Source organism: Vandammella animalimorsus, assembly GCF_002285285.1.
Lineage (GTDB): Bacteria > Pseudomonadota > Gammaproteobacteria > Burkholderiales > Burkholderiaceae_C > Lampropedia > Lampropedia animalimorsus.
Genome location: NZ_NSJF01000003.1, coordinates 393,631 through 408,811, shown reverse-complemented (window position 1 = coordinate 408,811; position 15,181 = coordinate 393,631). Strand labels below are relative to the sequence as shown.

At 68.6% G+C, this 15,181-nt stretch carries 14 protein-coding genes; 9 read left to right on the top strand and 5 right to left on the bottom strand.

Annotated elements, in window-relative coordinates:
• Positions 1–308 precede the first annotated feature (308 nt).
• Positions 309–1,181 carry a formylglycine-generating enzyme family protein gene (locus CK620_RS08330; RefSeq protein WP_095549891.1) on the top strand — a complete coding sequence of 291 codons (873 nt, stop codon included), beginning with the start codon at positions 309–311 and terminating at the stop codon, positions 1,179–1,181.
• 61 nt (positions 1,182–1,242) lie between these two features.
• On the opposite strand, the gene CK620_RS13845 is transcribed toward CK620_RS08330, so the two are convergent.
• Positions 1,243–1,578 (bottom strand): hypothetical protein, encoded by a 336-nt coding sequence (locus tag CK620_RS13845; protein WP_124856886.1) that lies wholly within the window; start codon positions 1,576–1,578, stop codon positions 1,243–1,245.
• Here CK620_RS13845 and CK620_RS08325 point away from each other — a divergent pair.
• Entirely contained in the window at positions 1,558–3,060 is a 1,503-nt protein-coding gene (locus CK620_RS08325; RefSeq protein ID WP_095549934.1) for a CoA-acylating methylmalonate-semialdehyde dehydrogenase, read from the top strand. The two genes, CK620_RS13845 and CK620_RS08325, sit on opposite strands and share 21 nt — an antisense overlap.
• A gap of 98 nt (positions 3,061–3,158) precedes the next feature.
• Here CK620_RS08325 and CK620_RS08320 read toward each other — a convergent pair whose 3' ends face one another.
• Positions 3,159–3,755 (bottom strand): LuxR C-terminal-related transcriptional regulator, encoded by a 597-nt coding sequence (locus tag CK620_RS08320; protein WP_095549890.1) that lies wholly within the window; start codon positions 3,753–3,755, stop codon positions 3,159–3,161.
• A gap of 105 nt (positions 3,756–3,860) precedes the next feature.
• Here CK620_RS08320 and CK620_RS08315 point away from each other — a divergent pair, with 105 nt between their 5' ends.
• From CK620_RS08315 to CK620_RS08285, 7 genes are all read left to right on the top strand, one after another.
• A complete protein-coding gene (locus tag CK620_RS08315) occupies positions 3,861–4,568 on the top strand; it encodes a CoA transferase subunit A (RefSeq protein ID WP_095543640.1) in 708 nt (235 codons plus the stop codon).
• A gap of 5 nt (positions 4,569–4,573) precedes the next feature.
• Complete coding sequence (locus CK620_RS08310; RefSeq protein ID WP_095539660.1) at positions 4,574–5,215, top strand: CoA transferase subunit B; 642 nt, start codon at positions 4,574–4,576, stop codon at positions 5,213–5,215.
• Positions 5,216–5,441: 226 nt separating this feature from the next.
• Positions 5,442–7,574, top strand: a complete 2,133-nt coding sequence (locus tag CK620_RS08305) for a TonB-dependent receptor (RefSeq protein WP_238946068.1) — start codon at positions 5,442–5,444, stop codon at positions 7,572–7,574.
• Positions 7,575–7,587: 13 nt separating this feature from the next.
• The gene (locus CK620_RS08300; protein ID WP_238946067.1) at positions 7,588–8,664 is read left to right on the top strand and encodes an ABC transporter substrate-binding protein; all 1,077 of its coding nucleotides are present in this window, start codon (positions 7,588–7,590) and stop codon (positions 8,662–8,664) included.
• A gap of 84 nt (positions 8,665–8,748) precedes the next feature.
• Entirely contained in the window at positions 8,749–9,546 is a 798-nt protein-coding gene (locus CK620_RS08295) for an ABC transporter permease (RefSeq protein WP_238946066.1), read from the top strand.
• Positions 9,547–9,554: 8 nt separating this feature from the next.
• Positions 9,555–10,448: an ATP-binding cassette domain-containing protein gene (locus CK620_RS08290; protein WP_095549930.1), complete on the top strand. Its 894-nt coding sequence runs from the start codon at positions 9,555–9,557 to the stop codon at positions 10,446–10,448.
• Positions 10,442–11,779, top strand: coding sequence for an NnrS family protein (locus tag CK620_RS08285; RefSeq protein ID WP_095549889.1), 1,338 nt, complete (start codon positions 10,442–10,444; stop codon positions 11,777–11,779). Before CK620_RS08290 ends, CK620_RS08285 begins: the two co-directional genes overlap by 7 nt.
• Positions 11,780–11,833: 54 nt before the next feature.
• Here the strand turns inward: CK620_RS08285 and CK620_RS08280 are convergent, their stop codons facing one another.
• From CK620_RS08280 to CK620_RS08270, 3 genes are all read right to left on the bottom strand, one after another.
• Complete coding sequence (locus CK620_RS08280; protein WP_095549888.1) at positions 11,834–12,625, bottom strand: endonuclease/exonuclease/phosphatase family protein; 792 nt, start codon at positions 12,623–12,625, stop codon at positions 11,834–11,836.
• Positions 12,626–12,640: 15 nt separating this feature from the next.
• Positions 12,641–13,948 carry a hemolysin family protein gene (locus tag CK620_RS08275; protein WP_095549887.1) on the bottom strand — a complete coding sequence of 436 codons (1,308 nt, stop codon included), beginning with the start codon at positions 13,946–13,948 and terminating at the stop codon, positions 12,641–12,643.
• Positions 13,949–14,371: 423 nt separating this feature from the next.
• The gene (locus CK620_RS08270) at positions 14,372–15,130 is read right to left on the bottom strand and encodes a 3-hydroxyacyl-CoA dehydrogenase (RefSeq protein WP_095541617.1); all 759 of its coding nucleotides are present in this window, start codon (positions 15,128–15,130) and stop codon (positions 14,372–14,374) included.
• Between the last annotated feature and the right edge of the window lie 51 nt (positions 15,131–15,181).

Genomic DNA, 15,181 nt, shown 5'->3' with positions numbered 1-15,181 from the left:
ACGCAGCACGCAGCACGCAGCACGCAGCACGCAGCACGCAGCACGCAGCACGCAGCACGCAGCACGCAGCACGCAGCACGCAGCACGCAGCACGCAGCACGCAGCACGCAGCACGCAGCACGCAGCATTGGATCTGTGCGCGCTAAAAGTTCCCTTCTGGCAGCATTTTTTTCACGCCGCTTTGGTGTGCCCGTGCGGGCTTTTCTGCAAGCGGGCGTTGGTGTTTGTGCTGGCGGTGATGGGGCATCAGGCCAGCGCCCAGGGCGGTTTGATCGGTGCCTTGTGATGGGCGGGGCGGAGGGGCTGTGATGCGCCGACGATGGCATGCCGGACCTGCTGCCGGGGCCTGGAAGGCCAGTGCTCTGGCGCTGGGGTGTTGGGGGCTGGCCCAGCCGGTGCTGGCCCAGCCCGGGGCCGCCTTGCCGATTGAGATGCAGGCCATCCCAGCGGGGCATTTCGTCATGGGCTCTTGCCTGCCTGTCGTTGGCCTGCGCCGCAACGTGGCGCAGGCCAACGGTTGCCGCACGTCCGATGTGCATGCCCATGAAGATGAAGGCCCTCGGCGCCAGGTGTCGGTGCCGGCCTTCCAGTTGGGCAGGACGCCGGTGACGCTGGGCCAGTTCCGGCAATACGTGAGTGCGGCGGGACGCGATGATTTGCTGACGCCAGACTTTTTGAGCAGCAATGCCTATGGCGACAACGCCCCTGTGGTGTGGGTGAGCTGGCAGGATGCGCAGGACTTCATCGCCTGGCTGAATCGAACCCAGGGCGGCGGCTGGCGTTTGCCCAGTGAGGCTGAGTGGGAGTACGCCTGCCGCGCGGGCGGTCAGCACAGCCACTGTGGCGGCAGCGATTTGTCGACCCTGGGCTGGTACGACGCCAACAGCGGCGGTCAGCAGCAGGCTGTGGCGCAAAAACTCCCCAATGCCTTTGGCTTGTACGACATGAGTGGCAACGTCTGGGAGTGGGTGCAGGATTGCTGGGTCGACAGCTACCAGGGCGCGCCTACGGATGGCAGTGCGTGGCTGGCTGGGAATTGCCCAAAAGACCGGCGGTCGCTGCGCGGCGGCTCCTGGGGCGGTAGCGCCAGTGCGGCGCGTGCGGCCAATCGCTTTGAAAACAGTGCTGTCATGCGCTCGCACTACTATGGATTTCGCCTGGCGCGCAGCCTGGAGCCTTGATGCCGCTTGGCCGCAGGGCTTTGGGGATTTTTGAGATTGAGTATTGCGGCGGTGTTTTCGGTCAAAAGTCCACAGCTACATCGTTGAAAACGCTTGCAAGGTTGAACGCCTTGCAAGCGTTTTCGCCTTGCATCTGCGGCTTTTGCCTCGAAAAACCGCTTTGCAAACCCAATCGCAACAACCCCCTAGCAAGGCTTGTCCCCCAGCGGACTGGCCCGTTGACCGGCTGGGCCGCAGCGCGCCTTGTGGTGCCGCACAATCCGTTGCAGGCGCAGTGCCCAGTGGCAGTGGCGCAATCTCTGGTTTTCTTTTTCCAACTTTGTGCGATGCCGCGCCGCGAGGCGGCGCGATCGAGCGGTTTTTTCAGGAGACAGGCATGACGCAACACATCGGACATTTCATCGCAGGCCAGATCGAGCCGGGCAGCGGCGCGCGCAGCGGGGCGGTGTTCAACCCCTCCACGGGGCAGGAGATCGCGCGCTGCGACTACGCCGATCGCGCCACGCTGGACCGCGCCGTGGCCGTGGCCACCGAGGCCGGGCGGCGCTGGGCGCGCGCCTCGCACGCCACGCGCCAGGCGGTGATTTTCAAGCTGCGTGAGCTGATGATTGCGCGCACCGATGCGCTGGCCGAGATCATCGGCCGCGAGCACGGCAAGACCCTGGCCGATGCCAAGGGCGAGATCGGTCGCGCCATCGAGGGCATCGAGTTCGCCGTCAATGCGCCGCACGTCACCAAGGGCGAGTTCGCCAGCAACGTCGGCGGCGAGATCGACGTGTTCTCCATGCGCGTGCCCATTGGCGTGGTCGGGGCGATCACGCCGTTCAACTTCCCCATCATGGTGCCGGCGGTGATGATGACCATGGCTGTCTCGGTGGGCAATGCCGTGGTCTGGAAGCCTTCGGAGAAGGTGCCCAGCGCGGCGCTGGAGTTCGCGCGCATGTGGCAGGAGGCCGGCCTGCCCGACGGGGTGTTCAACGTCGTGCAGGGCGACAAGGAAATGGTCGATGCCATCCTGGAGCACCCTGGCATTGCCGGCGTGAGCTTCGTGGGCTCCACGGCGGTGGGTGAGTACGTCTACCAGAAGGGCACCTCGCACAACAAGCGCGTGGCCGCGTTCACCGGCGGCAAGAACCACATGGTGGTCATGCCCGATGCCGACCTGGAGGCTGCCGCGAGCGCCTTCGTGGCTGCGGGCTATGGCTCGGCCAGCCAGCGCTGCATGGCCGTGTCGCTGCTGCTGCCGGTGGGGCAGGAGACCGCCGAGCGCCTGCGCGCGCTGGTGGTGCAGAAGATCGGCCAGCTCAAGGTCGGCCCTTACGACGATCCGCAAGCCGACTACGGCGCGGTGGTTTCGGCGCAATCGCGCGATGCCGTGCTGCAGGCCATCGAGCGCTGCATCGCCGAGGGCGGCGAGCTGGTGACCGATGGCCGCAGCCTGAAGGTGCCTGGCTGCGAGGGCGGTTACTACATCGGGCCGACCTTGTTCGATCGCGTCACCACCGATATGCACCTCTACCAGGAAGAAGTGTTCGGCCCGGTGCGCGCCATGATGCGCCCGGCCACGCTGGAGGAGGCCATTGCCATCACCAATGCCCACGAATACGGCAACGGCGCGGTGATCTTCACGCGCGAGGGCAAATCGGCGCAGCGCTTCATGAGCGAGGTCGAGGCCGGCATGATCGGCGTGAACGTGCCCGTGCCGCTGCCTGCGGCCTACTTCAACTTCGGCGGGCTGCGCCGCTCCAAGTTCGGCGATGGCCACCTCTACGGCCCGGATGCGGCGCGCTTCTACACCAAGATCAAGACCGTCTCGCAGCGCTGGCCCGAGCCCGACCAGGGCGGCGGCATGTCGCTGGCCTTCAATCCCAAGGCTTGAAAGACGGTTCAAAAAGAGCCTGCCCGTGACTTCGTCGGCGCTGGCTCTTGGCCTCAAGGCGCTGAAGGCGATGCCGCTTTCAGCGCTTTTTTTGCGCCTCACTGGCTGAGCATTTTCTGGATCAGCTCGCCAGTGGTGGCAGCACCGAATTTGCGCATCAGCCGGGCGCGGTAGAGCTCCACCGTGCGGTGGCTGATGCCCAGCTCGCGGCCAATGAGCTTGGAGGTCTTGCCCTCCAGCACGCGCGCGGCCACTTCGCGTTCGCGCCCGGTCAACGCCGCGCCGGCGGCCATGGGGCGCTGGGCGCTGATGTCCTCGAAGCTCCAGATGCCGGCGGCGTGCGGCTGGCTGCGGTCAAAGGCGCGGCCGCTGACGTGGCACCAGAAGAACTGGCCGTTGGCGCGCTTCATGATGCGGCTGTCCGAGTACCAGCCCTTGGCGTTGAGGATCGGTGCGATGCGCTGGCCCAGGCGCTCGAATTCCTCGGCGCTGGGGTAGAGCTCCTGGAAAGAGCGGCCCAGCAGCGATTCGCGCGTGGTCAGGAAGATCTCGCACAGCTGCTGGTTGCAGTCGGCAATGCGCCGATGGCGTGAGAGCACCAACCCGACCGGCGCCATCTCGAAAGCCAGGCGGTAGTCCTGCGCGCACTGCTGCGGCGCTGCGGTTTCGGTCAAGAACGGATTAGGGGATGTCATTTACGCAAAACTACGTACCAATTTACGTAGTATCGTAGCGGGCTTGCAAGGCGCGGCAGGCTGCGCCTTGCCTTGCGTGATGACAACCCAGACAGGAGATACATCTTGAACAAGCTCTATCCCTCGGCCGCCGAGGCATTGAAGGGCATTGTTGCCGATGGCCAGACGCTGGCCGTGGGCGGCTTTGGCCTGTGCGGCATTCCCGAGGCTCTGATCGACGCGCTGCGCGACAGCGGCGTGAAGAATCTGACCGTGATTTCCAACAACGCCGGCGTCGATGGTTTCGGCCTGGGCAAGCTGCTGGAGACGCGCCAGATCAAGAAGATGATCTCGTCCTACGTGGGCGAGAACAAGGAATTTGAGCGCCAGTACCTGGCAGGCGAGCTGGAGCTGGAGTTCACCCCGCAGGGCACGCTGGCTGAAAAGCTGCGCGCCGGCGGCGCGGGCATTCCGGCGTTCTTCACCAAGACCGGCGTGGGCACGCTGGTGGCCGAGGGCAAGGAAACGCGCGAATTCAACGGCCAGACCTATGTGATGGAGCAATCGCTGGTGGCCGACGTGGCGCTGGTCAAGGCCGACGTGGCCGACAAGGCCGGCAACCTGCGCTTTCGCTACACGGCGCGCAACTTCAACCCGGCGGCGGCCACGGCCGGCAAGATCACCGTGGTCGAGGTGGAGAAGATCGTCGAGGTGGGCGAGATCGCGCCCGATGACATCCACCTGCCTGGCATCTACGTGCACCGCATCGTGCACAACCCCAATCCGGAAAAGCGCATCGAGCAGCGCACTGTGACACCCAAGGCGGGAGGCTGAACACCATGGCATGGACCAAAGACCAAATGGCAGCGCGCGCTGCCAAGGAATTGCAGGATGGCTTCTACGTCAACCTGGGCATCGGCATCCCGACGCTGGTGGCCAACCACGTGCCGGCCGACATCGAGGTCTGGCTGCAGAGCGAGAACGGCATGCTGGGCATCGGCCCGTTCCCGACCGAGGACCAGGTTGACGCCGACCTGATCAACGCCGGCAAGCAGACCGTGACCACGCTCAAGGGCTCGTCCATCTTCGGCAGCGACCAGAGCTTTGCCATGATCCGCGGCGGCAAGATCAACCTCTCCATCCTGGGTGCGATGCAAGTCACCGGCAAGGGTGACCTGGCCAACTGGATGATTCCAGGCAAGATGGTCAAGGGCATGGGCGGCGCGATGGACTTGGTCGCCGGCGTCGAGCGCGTCATCGTGCTGATGGAGCACGTGGCGCGCAAAAAGGATGGCAGCACCGACTTGAAGATCCTGCCCGAATGCACGTTGCCGCTGACCGGCGTGGGTGTGGTCGATCGCATCATCACCGACCTGGGCGTGATGGACGTCACGCCCGAAGGCCTGAAGCTCGTGGAGCTGGCCGATGGCGTGAGCTTCGAGGAAATCCAGGAAAAAACCGGCGTGCCGCTGCTGCGCTGAGCGCTTGAACCCAGCAGCTGTCAGTGACTGAAAAAACCGCCGTGCAGTGGCTTGCTGCACGGCGGTTTTTTCCATGTCCACATGGCAGACAATCGAGCCGGCAAGGATTTGTAATTAATGTGAATCATTCTCGATAGAATTTGCATGAATTCGCATTCTGGCCGACGAGCTTTGGCAGGCGAGTCCGAGGCTGAAAGCGCCCCTGGTTTTGAGCAAAGGAATTTCCATGAACACCTACACTCCCGTGGCGACCGCATGTTTGGCGTGCGCGGTGCTTGGTCTGGCGGGCGCGGCGCAGGCGCAAATGCCGGTGGCTTCCGAGCCCGCGCAAGGCACTGAAGCCACTGCAGCCACTGCAGCGATGGTGCTGGTGCCGGTGACGGTCACGGCCAAGGGCTACGAGGCGCAGGCGGCCGAGACGCCGGTGGCGCTGACGGTGCTGACGGCCGAGGAGCTGGCGCGCCAGCAGGCGCACAACCTGGGCGAGGCGCTGCGCGGCCAGGCCGGGCTGGCTGTCTCGGGCGACAGCGCGCAGGGGCTGAACCCGGTCATCCGCGGGTTGAAAAAGGACAGCGTGGTGCTGCTGGTCGATGGCATGCGCCTGAATTCGGCCCAGCCGGCCGGGGCGGTGGCCTCCTTCATGTCGCTGGGCCTGGCCGAGCAAGTGGAGGTGCTCAAGGGTCCGGCCTCAGTGTTGTATGGCACGGGCGCGCTGGGCGGGGCCATCAACGTGCGCCTGCCGCAGGCGCGCTTTGCCGAGCCGGGACAGCCGGCGCTGAGCGGGCGCGCCCGCCTGGGGTTGGACAGCGCCAGCCGTGGCACCGAGGCCATGGCTCTGCTCAACGCCAGCGGCGGCGATCATGCGCTGATGCTGGGCGCGGCGCTGCTGCACCGGGGCGACTACCGCTCACCCGACGGCAAGCAGCCGCGCACGGGCTACGACTCGCGCGCCTTCATCGGCCAGTACCGTTGGCGCATCGATGCCCGCCAGCAGCTGCGCCTTTCTTTACAGCAGCACCGCGACGACGACGTGTGGTACCGCGGCTCGACGCGGCCGCACCCGGCGCCGCCCGTGGCCTCCATCACCATCCATTCGCCGCGCCAGCAGCGCCGCCTGTACGAGCTGGGCTACAGCCGCGCGCGCAGCGCGGATGCGCCGCTGGGGCTGGATCTGCGCCTGTACCGGCAGGAGATGCAGCGCACCATCTACGCTTTTGGCAACCGGCTGGGCCGCGACGTGGTGACCAACGAGGTGAACTTCGCCACCGACGGCCTGGACGCCAAGGCCGAATGGCTGGCGCACCCGCAGCACTTGCTGTCGCTGGGCCTGAATGCCTGGCGCATGGGCGCCAGCCCCGAGCGCTACCAGGCGGCGCCGCCGGCGTTCACGCGCTTTGCGCGCAACGTGCCTTTCGAGGATGGGCGTCTGCAGGCGTTGGGCCTGTACGTGCAGGACGATATGCAGCTCGGCGCCTGGCGCGTGCTGGCCGGGCTGCGCCACGACCGCGTGCGCGGCCGCGCCGCGTCCATGGCCAATGGCGCGCGCACGCAGGGGCTGTCGCGCAGCGATGGCGCCAGCAGTGCCAGCCTGGGGGTGATGTACGAGCTGGCACCGCTGCTGCGCCCCTACGCCAACGTCGCGCGCGCGTTCCGCGCCGGCGACTTGCGCGAGCGCTTCGAATCCGGCCTGCGCGGCGATGGCTCTTTCTACGCCGGCAGCCCGCAGATCCGCCCGGAAAAGGCCACGCAGTTCGAGATCGGCCTCAAGGGCAGTGATGCGCGGCTGGACTACGCGCTGTCCTTCTACCGCAACCGCATCAGCGACTACATCACCGGCGTGCCGCTGACGGGCGCGCAGGCCCTGGCCGCCTGTGGCCAGCCCTACGCAGCCATTTGCAAGCGCAATGCCAACCTGGGCAGCGTGGTAATCCAGGGCATGGAGGCCAACCTGCGCTGGCAGCCAGTGCGCGGCCATTGGTTGTGGGCGGCCTATTCGCGCGTGCGCGGCGACAACCGCGACCTGGACGAGCCGCTCTACCAGATGCCCGCCGACAGCCTGAGCCTGGGCTGGGAGGGCGAGCTGGCCACCGGCTGGCGCCTGGACGCGCAGGCGCGCATCGTGGCGCGCCAGGACCGCGTGGCCACGCGCTTTTCGCGCGGCACGGAAAACCCCACCCCCGGCCACAGCGTGCTGGACCTGGGCGCCACCTGGCGCTACCGCCCGGGCCACAGCCTGCGCCTGGCGGTCAAGAACCTCACCGACAGGCGCTATCACACGCACCTGACCGAGGGCCTGCCCGGCACCGAGCTGCCCGCGCCAGGGCGCAGCCTGGCCCTTTCCTGGAACGCACGTTTCTGACCCGCTTGAAGCCATGACCACGACCCGACGCACCCTGCTGTTCAAGACCGGCCTCATCGCCGGCGCCGCCCTGGCCGCGCCCTGGCTGCGCGCTCAGACCAGTGCCACGCCCGGCCCCACGGCCAGCCCTGCGTCTGGCCAGGGCCAGCCACTTCCAGCCAGGCTGCCCAAGCTGCAGCTGGCCGGGCCCAGCGCCTCGGTCAGCAACCCGCTGATCCGCATCGTGGAGGCGGGCCTGCTCGGCGACGTGGCCGAGCAGGTCACGTTCACGGCCTGGAAAGATCCAGACCAACTGCGCGCCCTGGCCGTGCAGGGCGGGGCCGACTTCATCGCCATGCCCAGCAACGTGGCGGCCAACCTCTACAACCGGGGCGTGAAGCTGCAATTGCAGAACATCAGCATCTGGGGCCTGCTGTTCGTCGTCTCGCGCGACCCGGCCATCCAGCGCCTGGCGGACCTGAAAGGACAGGAGCTGGTCATGCCCTTTCGTGGTGACATGCCCGACATCGTGCTGCGCACCGTGGCCGACAAGCTGGGCCTGCCAGTGGACAGCGGCGCGGGCAGCATCGGCCTGCGCTATGCGGCCACGCCGCTGGATGCCATGCAGCTGCTGCTCACCCGCCGCGCCGATCACGCCCTGCTGGCCGAGCCGGCCGTCTCGGTGGGGCTGCGCAAGTCGCGCAGCCTGCCCGTCAGCGCCATCGCCCCCGAGCTGCATCGCAGTGTGGACATGCAGCAGGAATGGGGCCACGCCTTCGGCCGCGCGCCGCGCATGCCGCAGGCCGGCATCGCCGCCATGGGCCGGCACGTGGACAACGCGCCCCTGCTGGCGCGCTTCGCGCAGGCCTATGCCCAGGCCCAGCAATGGTGCAACGCCCAGCCCGAGGCCTGCGGCCAGGCCGTGGCCGCGCGCGTGCCCGTGCTCACGCCCGAGGGCGTGGCCGACGCCATCCGCGCCGTGCCCGGCCAAGTCGTGCCCGCGGCCCAGGCCCGGCCCGAGCTGGAGTTCTTCTTCACGCAGCTGCACGCGCGCCAGCCCGGCCTGATCGGCGGCCAGCTGCCCGATGCGGGCTTTTATGGCGGCGCGTGACCGCGCAAAGCGTCTGTTGAATGAATAAGGCGCTCGCGCTTGGCCACCAAGCGCGAGCCGCTCTCAAAAAAATAGTGAAGGCCCATGATGCAACTGCTTGCCCAATGGCTGGCCCGGCTGCCCGGGTATTTGTGGAGCGGCTGGGGCGCCATCGCCAGCCTGCTGCTGGGCCTGGCCGCGTGGGAGGCGCTGGCCGCGCTGTACGGCCCGCTGGTGCTGCCCACGCCGCTGCAGGCCGCGCACAGTCTGCGCGCGCTGGCCGCTGAGGGCGGGCCGCTGTGGGCCGAGCTGGCCGTCACCGCGCGGCGCGCGCTGATAGGCCTGGCGCTGGCCGTGGGCGCGGGCAGCCTGCTGGGCGTGGCCGCCGGCAGCTTCGCCACCGCCGCGCTGCTGGCGCGGCCCTGGGTCACGGTGCTCATGGGCACGCCGCCCATTGCCTGGCTGGTGCTGGCCATGCTGTGGTTCGGCGCTGGCGATGGCACGCCGGTGTTCACCGTCTTCATCGCCTGCTTTCCCGTGGTGTTCGCCAGCGCCCTGCAGGGCGCGCGCACGCTGGATGCGCACTGGCGCGAGCTGGCGCAAGGCTATGGCCTGCGCTGGCGCGACCGCGTCTGGGACGTGTACCTGCCGCACGTGCTGTCCTACCTGTTCCCGGCCTGGGTGGTGGCCCTGGGCAGCGCCTGGCGCGTGGTGGTCATGGCCGAGCTGCTCTCCTCCAGCACCGGCGTGGGCGCGGCGCTGGCGGCCAGCCGCGCGCAGCTGGACATGCCCGCCACGCTGGCCTGGATCGGCGCCGTGGTGCTGTTGCTGCTGGCGCTGGAATACCTGGTGCTGGAGCCCATCAAGCGCGAGATCGAGCGCTGGCGGGAGCCCGCGCCATGAGCGCCGCCATGCCCGCCGTCCCCGCCGCAGCGGCTGCCGCCCCCGCCGCGCCGCCGCCCGGCCTGCGCCTGCACGGCGTGGACCACGCCTGGGGCCCGCGCCTGGCCGTGCAGGGCGTGTCGCTGCACCTGCTGCCGGGGCGCTGCATGGCGCTGCTGGGGCCCTCGGGCTGCGGCAAGACCACGCTGCTGCGCCTGTGCGCCGGCCTGGAGCCGCTGCAGACCGGGCGCATCGACAACGGCTTTGCCCACAGCGTGATGCTGTTTCAGCAGCCGCGCCTGCTGCCTTGGAAGCGCATCGAGGACAACATCGCCCTGGGCCTGAAGGCGCGCGGCCTGCCGCGTGCACAGCGACTGCAGGCCGCGCGCCAAATGGGCGCGGCGCTGGGCCTGGACGCGCTGGCCCTGGCGCAGTACCCGCACCAGCTCTCCGGCGGTATGCAAAGCCGCGCCGCCCTGGCGCGCGCGCTGGTGCTGGCGCCCGAGCTGCTGCTGCTGGACGAGCCCTTTGCCGCGCTGGACATCGGCCTGAAAACCCAAATGCACCGCCTGCTGCTGGCCGAGCGGGCGCGCCGCCCGCTGGCCGTGCTGATGATCACGCACGACGTGATGGAGGCCGTGGCCCTGGCCGACAGCGTGCTCGTCATGGCCGGCCAGCCCGGGCGCGTCTGCTGGCGCCTGGATCTGCCCCTGCCCGCCGCCCAGCGCAGCGAAGCCTGGGTGCATCGCCAAAGCGCCGTGCTGCTGGCCCAGCCGGCCGTGCGCGCCGCCTTCGGCCTGCCCGCGCCAGCCCAGGCCGGGCCGGGCGATGCGGTGGCATCTGGCGAGCTGGGCGATGACGCCAGCCTGTTTGCCATCGGCCAGGCCGTGGCGGCCCCGCCGCCTGAAAGGCAGGGATGCTGAATCGCCCGCACCCCGAGCCCGGCTGGCGCGGCCTGCACTGGCGCAGCTTGCCCCGCCTGGCCGACTTGGCGCACCCGCTGTGGCTGTGCCCCTTTCGGCCCTTTTTCGCCCTGGCCGTGCTCTCTGCCCTGGGGCTGATGGCCGCCTGGGGTCTGTTCCTGCTGCTGGGCTGGCCGCTGCCGGCCGTGCCCGGCGGGCCCTTCGTGTGGCATGCGCACGAGCTGTTGCTGGGCTTTGCCCTGGCCGCCACCGCCGGCTTCGCGCTGACGGCGGTGCCCGAATTCACCGGCACCCCGCCGGCCAGCGCCCGCGCCGTGCGCCGCCTGGCGCTGCTGTGGCTGGCCGGGCGCCCGGCCTTCTGGGCCAGCGGCTGGTGGCCGCAGGTGGCGCTGGCGCTCTCGGCCCTGGCGCACCTGGGCCTGCTGCTGGGCCTGGCGGCGCTGCTGGCCCCGCCGCTGTGGCGCGACGCGCAGCGACGCCACCTCTCCTTCCTGTGGGCCATCGCCCTCATGGCCGTGGCGGCGGCGGGCTTTTATGCCGACGCGCTGCGCGGCCTGTACCCCATGCGCTGGCTGCACGCGCTGCTGGGCGTGCTGATGGCCTTGATCGTCATCGCCATGAGCCGCATCTCCATGCGCGTGGTCAACGACGCGATCGACGCCCATGCCGCCCGCGCCTCTGCAGCGACACCCATCGCCTTGCCCGAGCCCTACTTGGCGCGCCCGCCGCGGCGCAACATGGCGCTGCTGTGCATCGGCCTGTACACGCTGGCGCAATGGGCACAGGAGCACTGGGGCTGGGCGCCGTTGCCGGCCATGGGCGGCTGGCTGGCACTGGCCGCCAGTGCCGCCGTGTTGGCGCTGATGGGCGACTGGCACGTGGGCCGCCCGTTGCTGACGCGCTGGCCGCTGCTGCTGTACCTGGTCTATGCCTGCATGGCGGCGGGCTATGGCCTGCTGGGCCTGGCCGGACTGGGCCTGCAAATGCCGGGCCTGGCCCCAGGCGCGGGCTGGCACCTGCTGGCCGTGGGCGCCATGGGGCTGGCGGTGTTCGTGGTCATGGTCATCGCCGGCTACACCCACAGCGGTCTGGACAAGGCCGGCCGCCCCTGGGCGCCAGCAGGCGCGGCCTGCCTGCTGCTGGGCGCGCTGTGCCGGCTGCTGGCCTACGCGGCCGCGCCGGCCCTGCTCTGGCTGGGCCTGGCCGCCGCGCTGTGGTGCGCTGCCTTCGCCCTGATGGCCTGGCGCATGCTGCCCGTGTGGCTGGCCCCGCGCGCCGACGGTGCTGAGGGCTGCGCAGGGCTGGCGCAGCGGCCTGATGCGCTGGCGTGATGGGGTGATGTGATGGGCGCTGCGCGGCCTGGGCCGCCCGCCGCAGACCGCCCTTTATTGCGCGAAGCGGAAGCTGGCCACCAGCGGCAGATGGTCGGACATGCGCCACCAGATGCGCCCGCGCGGCACGAAGATCGATTGCGGCACGAGCCGGCGCACGAAGATGCGGTCGAGCTGCACCACTGGCAGGCGCGAGGGGTAGGTGAAGGCGCGCTGGGCGTCGTATTCGATGAAGCCGGTCTCGCGCAGCAGCAGGCCGGTCTGGTCGCCCCAGTCGTTGAAGTCGCCAGCCACGACCACGGCCTCGTGCGCCGGGATGTGCTCGCGCACGAACTCGCGGATCATGGCGATCTGGCGCAGCCGGCTGATGTGAATCAGGCCCAGGTGCACCACCAGCACGTGCACGATGTGGCCGCCGACGTTGATCTCGGCGTGCAGGATGCCGCGTTGCTCCAGCCGGTGGTCGGAGATGTCGCGCTGCTGCGAGCGCAGCACGGGCCAGCGCGTCAGCAGGGCGTTGCCGTGCTCGCCGTGACGCGTGATGGCGTTGGTGTGGTAGACGGCCTCGTAACCCTCGGGCGCCAGATACTGCGCCTGCGGCTGCGCCGGCCAGTGGGCAAAGCGCGCCTGGCCGCGCAGGTTGTGCTTGCGCACTTCCTGCAGGCAGACGATGTCGGCGTCGAGCTGCTCGATGGCCAGGCCCAGGTTGCCGATTTCCAGCCGGCTCAGCGGCCCCAGGCCTTGCACGCCCTTGTGGATGTTGTAGGTGACGATGCGCAGCAGCTCGGGCGCCTGGGCATCTTCGTGCTGGGCCAGGTGGACGTGGGGGCTGTGCTCTTGGTGCATGTGGTGCGCGGCCCCTCAAGCCCCCGGCGTCGGCGGTGTGGCAGGCTGTAGGCGGGTGGCGGTGACGCGCTCGACCATCTTGCCGTCCATTTGCACGACCTCGAAGCGCCAGCCCTGCCATTCGATGGTGTCGCCCACCTGGGGGATGCGTTCGAGCAGCAGCATGAACATGCCGCTGAGCGTGTGGTAGTGGCCGCGTTCTTCCTCGGGCACGCTGCTCAGGCCCAGGCGGTCCTTGAGCTCCACGTTGGGGATGGTGCCGTACAGCGACCAGGCATCCTCGCTCAGCTGGCGCGCCCAGGCGTCGTCGGCATTGTGGGTGGTGAACTCGCCGGTCAGCGCCTCGGTCACGTCTTGCAGGGTGACGATACCGCCAGTTTCGCCGTATTCGTCCACGACGAAGGCCATTTGCAGGCTGTTGGCGCGGAACTGCTCCAGCAGGGCCATGCCAGTCAGGGTCTCGGGCACGTACAGGCTGGTGTGCAGGTCGCGCGCGAAGTCCGGGCCCTGGCCACTGGTCACGCGCGCCAGCACTTGCTTGGCGTGGATGTAGCCTAGGATTTGATCCAGCCCGCCATTGCAGACCGGAAAGCGGGTGTGCCCGGATTCGGTGATGCGGCGCAGGTTTTCCTCGTCCGAGGCCTGCAGGTCGATGAAGACAATGTCCGTGCGCGGCGTCATCAGCGAGCCGACCTCGCGGTCGTCGAGGCGAAAGACGTTGCGCACAATGTCGTGCTCGCTCTGGTCGATGACGCCGGACTGTGAGCCCTCGGCCAGCACGGCGCGGATTTCCTCGGCGGTGACGCCGTCATCGGCCGCCTGGCGCGCGCCCAGCAGCTTGAGCGAGGCATTGGTGGAAAACGCCAGCAGCCACACAAAGGGGCGCGTCAGCAGCGCCAGCCAGTGGATCGGGAAGGCCACGATGCGCGCTACCGATTCAGGGGAGATCTGCCCCAGGCGCTTGGGCACCAGCTCGCCCACGACGATGGAGATGTAAGTCACGCCGATGATGACGGCCACCGTGGCGACGATGCTGGCCGTGGTGGCGGGCATGCCCAGCGCGACCAGCCAGGCTGCCAGTGGGGCCGCCAGTACGGCCTCGCCGACGATGCCGTTGAGCAGGCCGATGGAGGTAATGCCAATTTGGATGGCCGAGAGAAAACGGGTCGGATCCTGCCCGAGCTTGAGCGCCAAGGCCGCGCCTGTATCCCCTTCGTCGGCCATGGCCTGCAGGCGCGCACGCCGCGCCGTGACCAGAGCAATCTCGGACATGGCAAACATGCCATTGAGCACCACCAGGCCAACGAGAATCAGCACTGCCATGCCGGGCCTCCGTACAGGACAGGCTCAACCGAGCAGTGGGCGCGGCGGCTGGGCAGGGAAAGATGCAAAAAGGCGAAGGCGCGGGCTGGCTGCAGGTGCCAGCGGCAACTGGGAGGTTCCATCAGGCAGTCGCCACGCCGTGTAGTGCAGGTGCGCGCTGCTGCATGGCCTGACTCAGACCTGCAGAACGCACCACGACCGGGCGTGGCGGGAAGTTGAGAAGAAACGTATCGTAACGCAAACCGCCGCGCCACCCGAAACCGGCTGGCGCGGCGACGAAGAGCCTGCGCTCAAAATCTTCACGCTGGCGCGCGCACCCCGATCCCGGGGCGAGCGCTGTGCGCGGTGAATTCAAGGGCAGGCGGCTCTAAGAGCCTGTTCGAAGGCATGCAGATTGATCCATGCATGGCCCGCCCTGGATGCTCACTTGGGCGCCAGGCGGATGGCGCCGTCCAGGCGGATGACCTCGCCGTTGAGCATGTCGTTCTCGATGATGTGGCGCGCCAGCTTGGCGTAGTCCTGCGGGGTTCCCAGGCGGCTGGGGAAGGGCACGCTGGCGGCCAGCGCATCCTGCACCTCCTGTGGCATGCCAAACAGCATGGGCGTGCCGAAGATGCCGGGGGCGATGGTCATGTTGCGGATGCCATCGCGGGCCAGATCGCGGGCAATGGGCAGCGTCATGCCCACTACGCCGCCCTTGGAGGCGCTGTAGGCAGCCTGGCCGATCTGGCCATCGTAGGCGGCCACGCTGGCCGTGGAGATCAGCACGCCGCGCTCGCCGGTTTCTTCCGGCTCGTTGCCGACCATGGCGGCGGCGGCCAGGCGGATCATGTTGAAGCTGCCCACCAGGTTGATCTGCACCACTTTGCTGAAGGTGGCCAGGTCGTGCGCGCCTTTCTTGCCCACGGTCTTCTGCGCCGGGGCGATGCCTGCGCAGTTGACCAGGCCAGAGAGCTTGCCCAGCTTTTGCGCTGCGGCCACGGCCGCCTGGCCATCGGCCTCGTTGGTGACGTCGGTCTTGACGAACACTGCGCCGATTTCCTTGGCCACGGCCTCGCCGCGCTCGACCTGCAGGTCGGCGATCACGACCTTGCCACCCTGCTCGGCGAGCATGCGCGCTGTGCCTTCGCCCAGGCCGGACGCGCCGCCAGTGACGATGAATGCATTGCCTTGGATTTTCATGGAGTCTCCTTTGGTGGTGAATCTAGCGCGGCGATTGTAGAAGCTGTAGCA

Bases quoted from the DNA above. Each gene is read 5' to 3' on its own strand.
- CK620_RS08280 (WP_095549888.1), bottom strand. From the start codon at position 12,625: ATGCACCAAGAGCACAGCCCCCACGTCCACCTGGCCCAGCACGAAGAT.
- CK620_RS08305 (WP_238946068.1), top strand. From the start codon at position 5,442: ATGAACACCTACACTCCCGTGGCGACCGCATGTTTGGCGTGCGCGGTG.
- CK620_RS08290 (WP_095549930.1), top strand. From the start codon at position 9,555: ATGCCCGCCGTCCCCGCCGCAGCGGCTGCCGCCCCCGCCGCGCCGCCG.
- CK620_RS08320 (WP_095549890.1), bottom strand. From the start codon at position 3,755: ATGACATCCCCTAATCCGTTCTTGACCGAAACCGCAGCGCCGCAGCAG.
- CK620_RS08310 (WP_095539660.1), top strand. From the start codon at position 4,574: ATGGCATGGACCAAAGACCAAATGGCAGCGCGCGCTGCCAAGGAATTG.
- CK620_RS08325 (WP_095549934.1), top strand. From the start codon at position 1,558: ATGACGCAACACATCGGACATTTCATCGCAGGCCAGATCGAGCCGGGC.
- CK620_RS08275 (WP_095549887.1), bottom strand. From the start codon at position 13,948: ATGGCAGTGCTGATTCTCGTTGGCCTGGTGGTGCTCAATGGCATGTTT.
- CK620_RS08285 (WP_095549889.1), top strand. From the start codon at position 10,442: ATGCTGAATCGCCCGCACCCCGAGCCCGGCTGGCGCGGCCTGCACTGG.
- CK620_RS08330 (WP_095549891.1), top strand. From the start codon at position 309: ATGCGCCGACGATGGCATGCCGGACCTGCTGCCGGGGCCTGGAAGGCC.
- CK620_RS08295 (WP_238946066.1), top strand. From the start codon at position 8,749: ATGATGCAACTGCTTGCCCAATGGCTGGCCCGGCTGCCCGGGTATTTG.
- CK620_RS13845 (WP_124856886.1), bottom strand. From the start codon at position 1,578: ATGTCCGATGTGTTGCGTCATGCCTGTCTCCTGAAAAAACCGCTCGAT.
- CK620_RS08270 (WP_095541617.1), bottom strand. From the start codon at position 15,130: ATGAAAATCCAAGGCAATGCATTCATCGTCACTGGCGGCGCGTCCGGC.
- CK620_RS08300 (WP_238946067.1), top strand. From the start codon at position 7,588: ATGACCACGACCCGACGCACCCTGCTGTTCAAGACCGGCCTCATCGCC.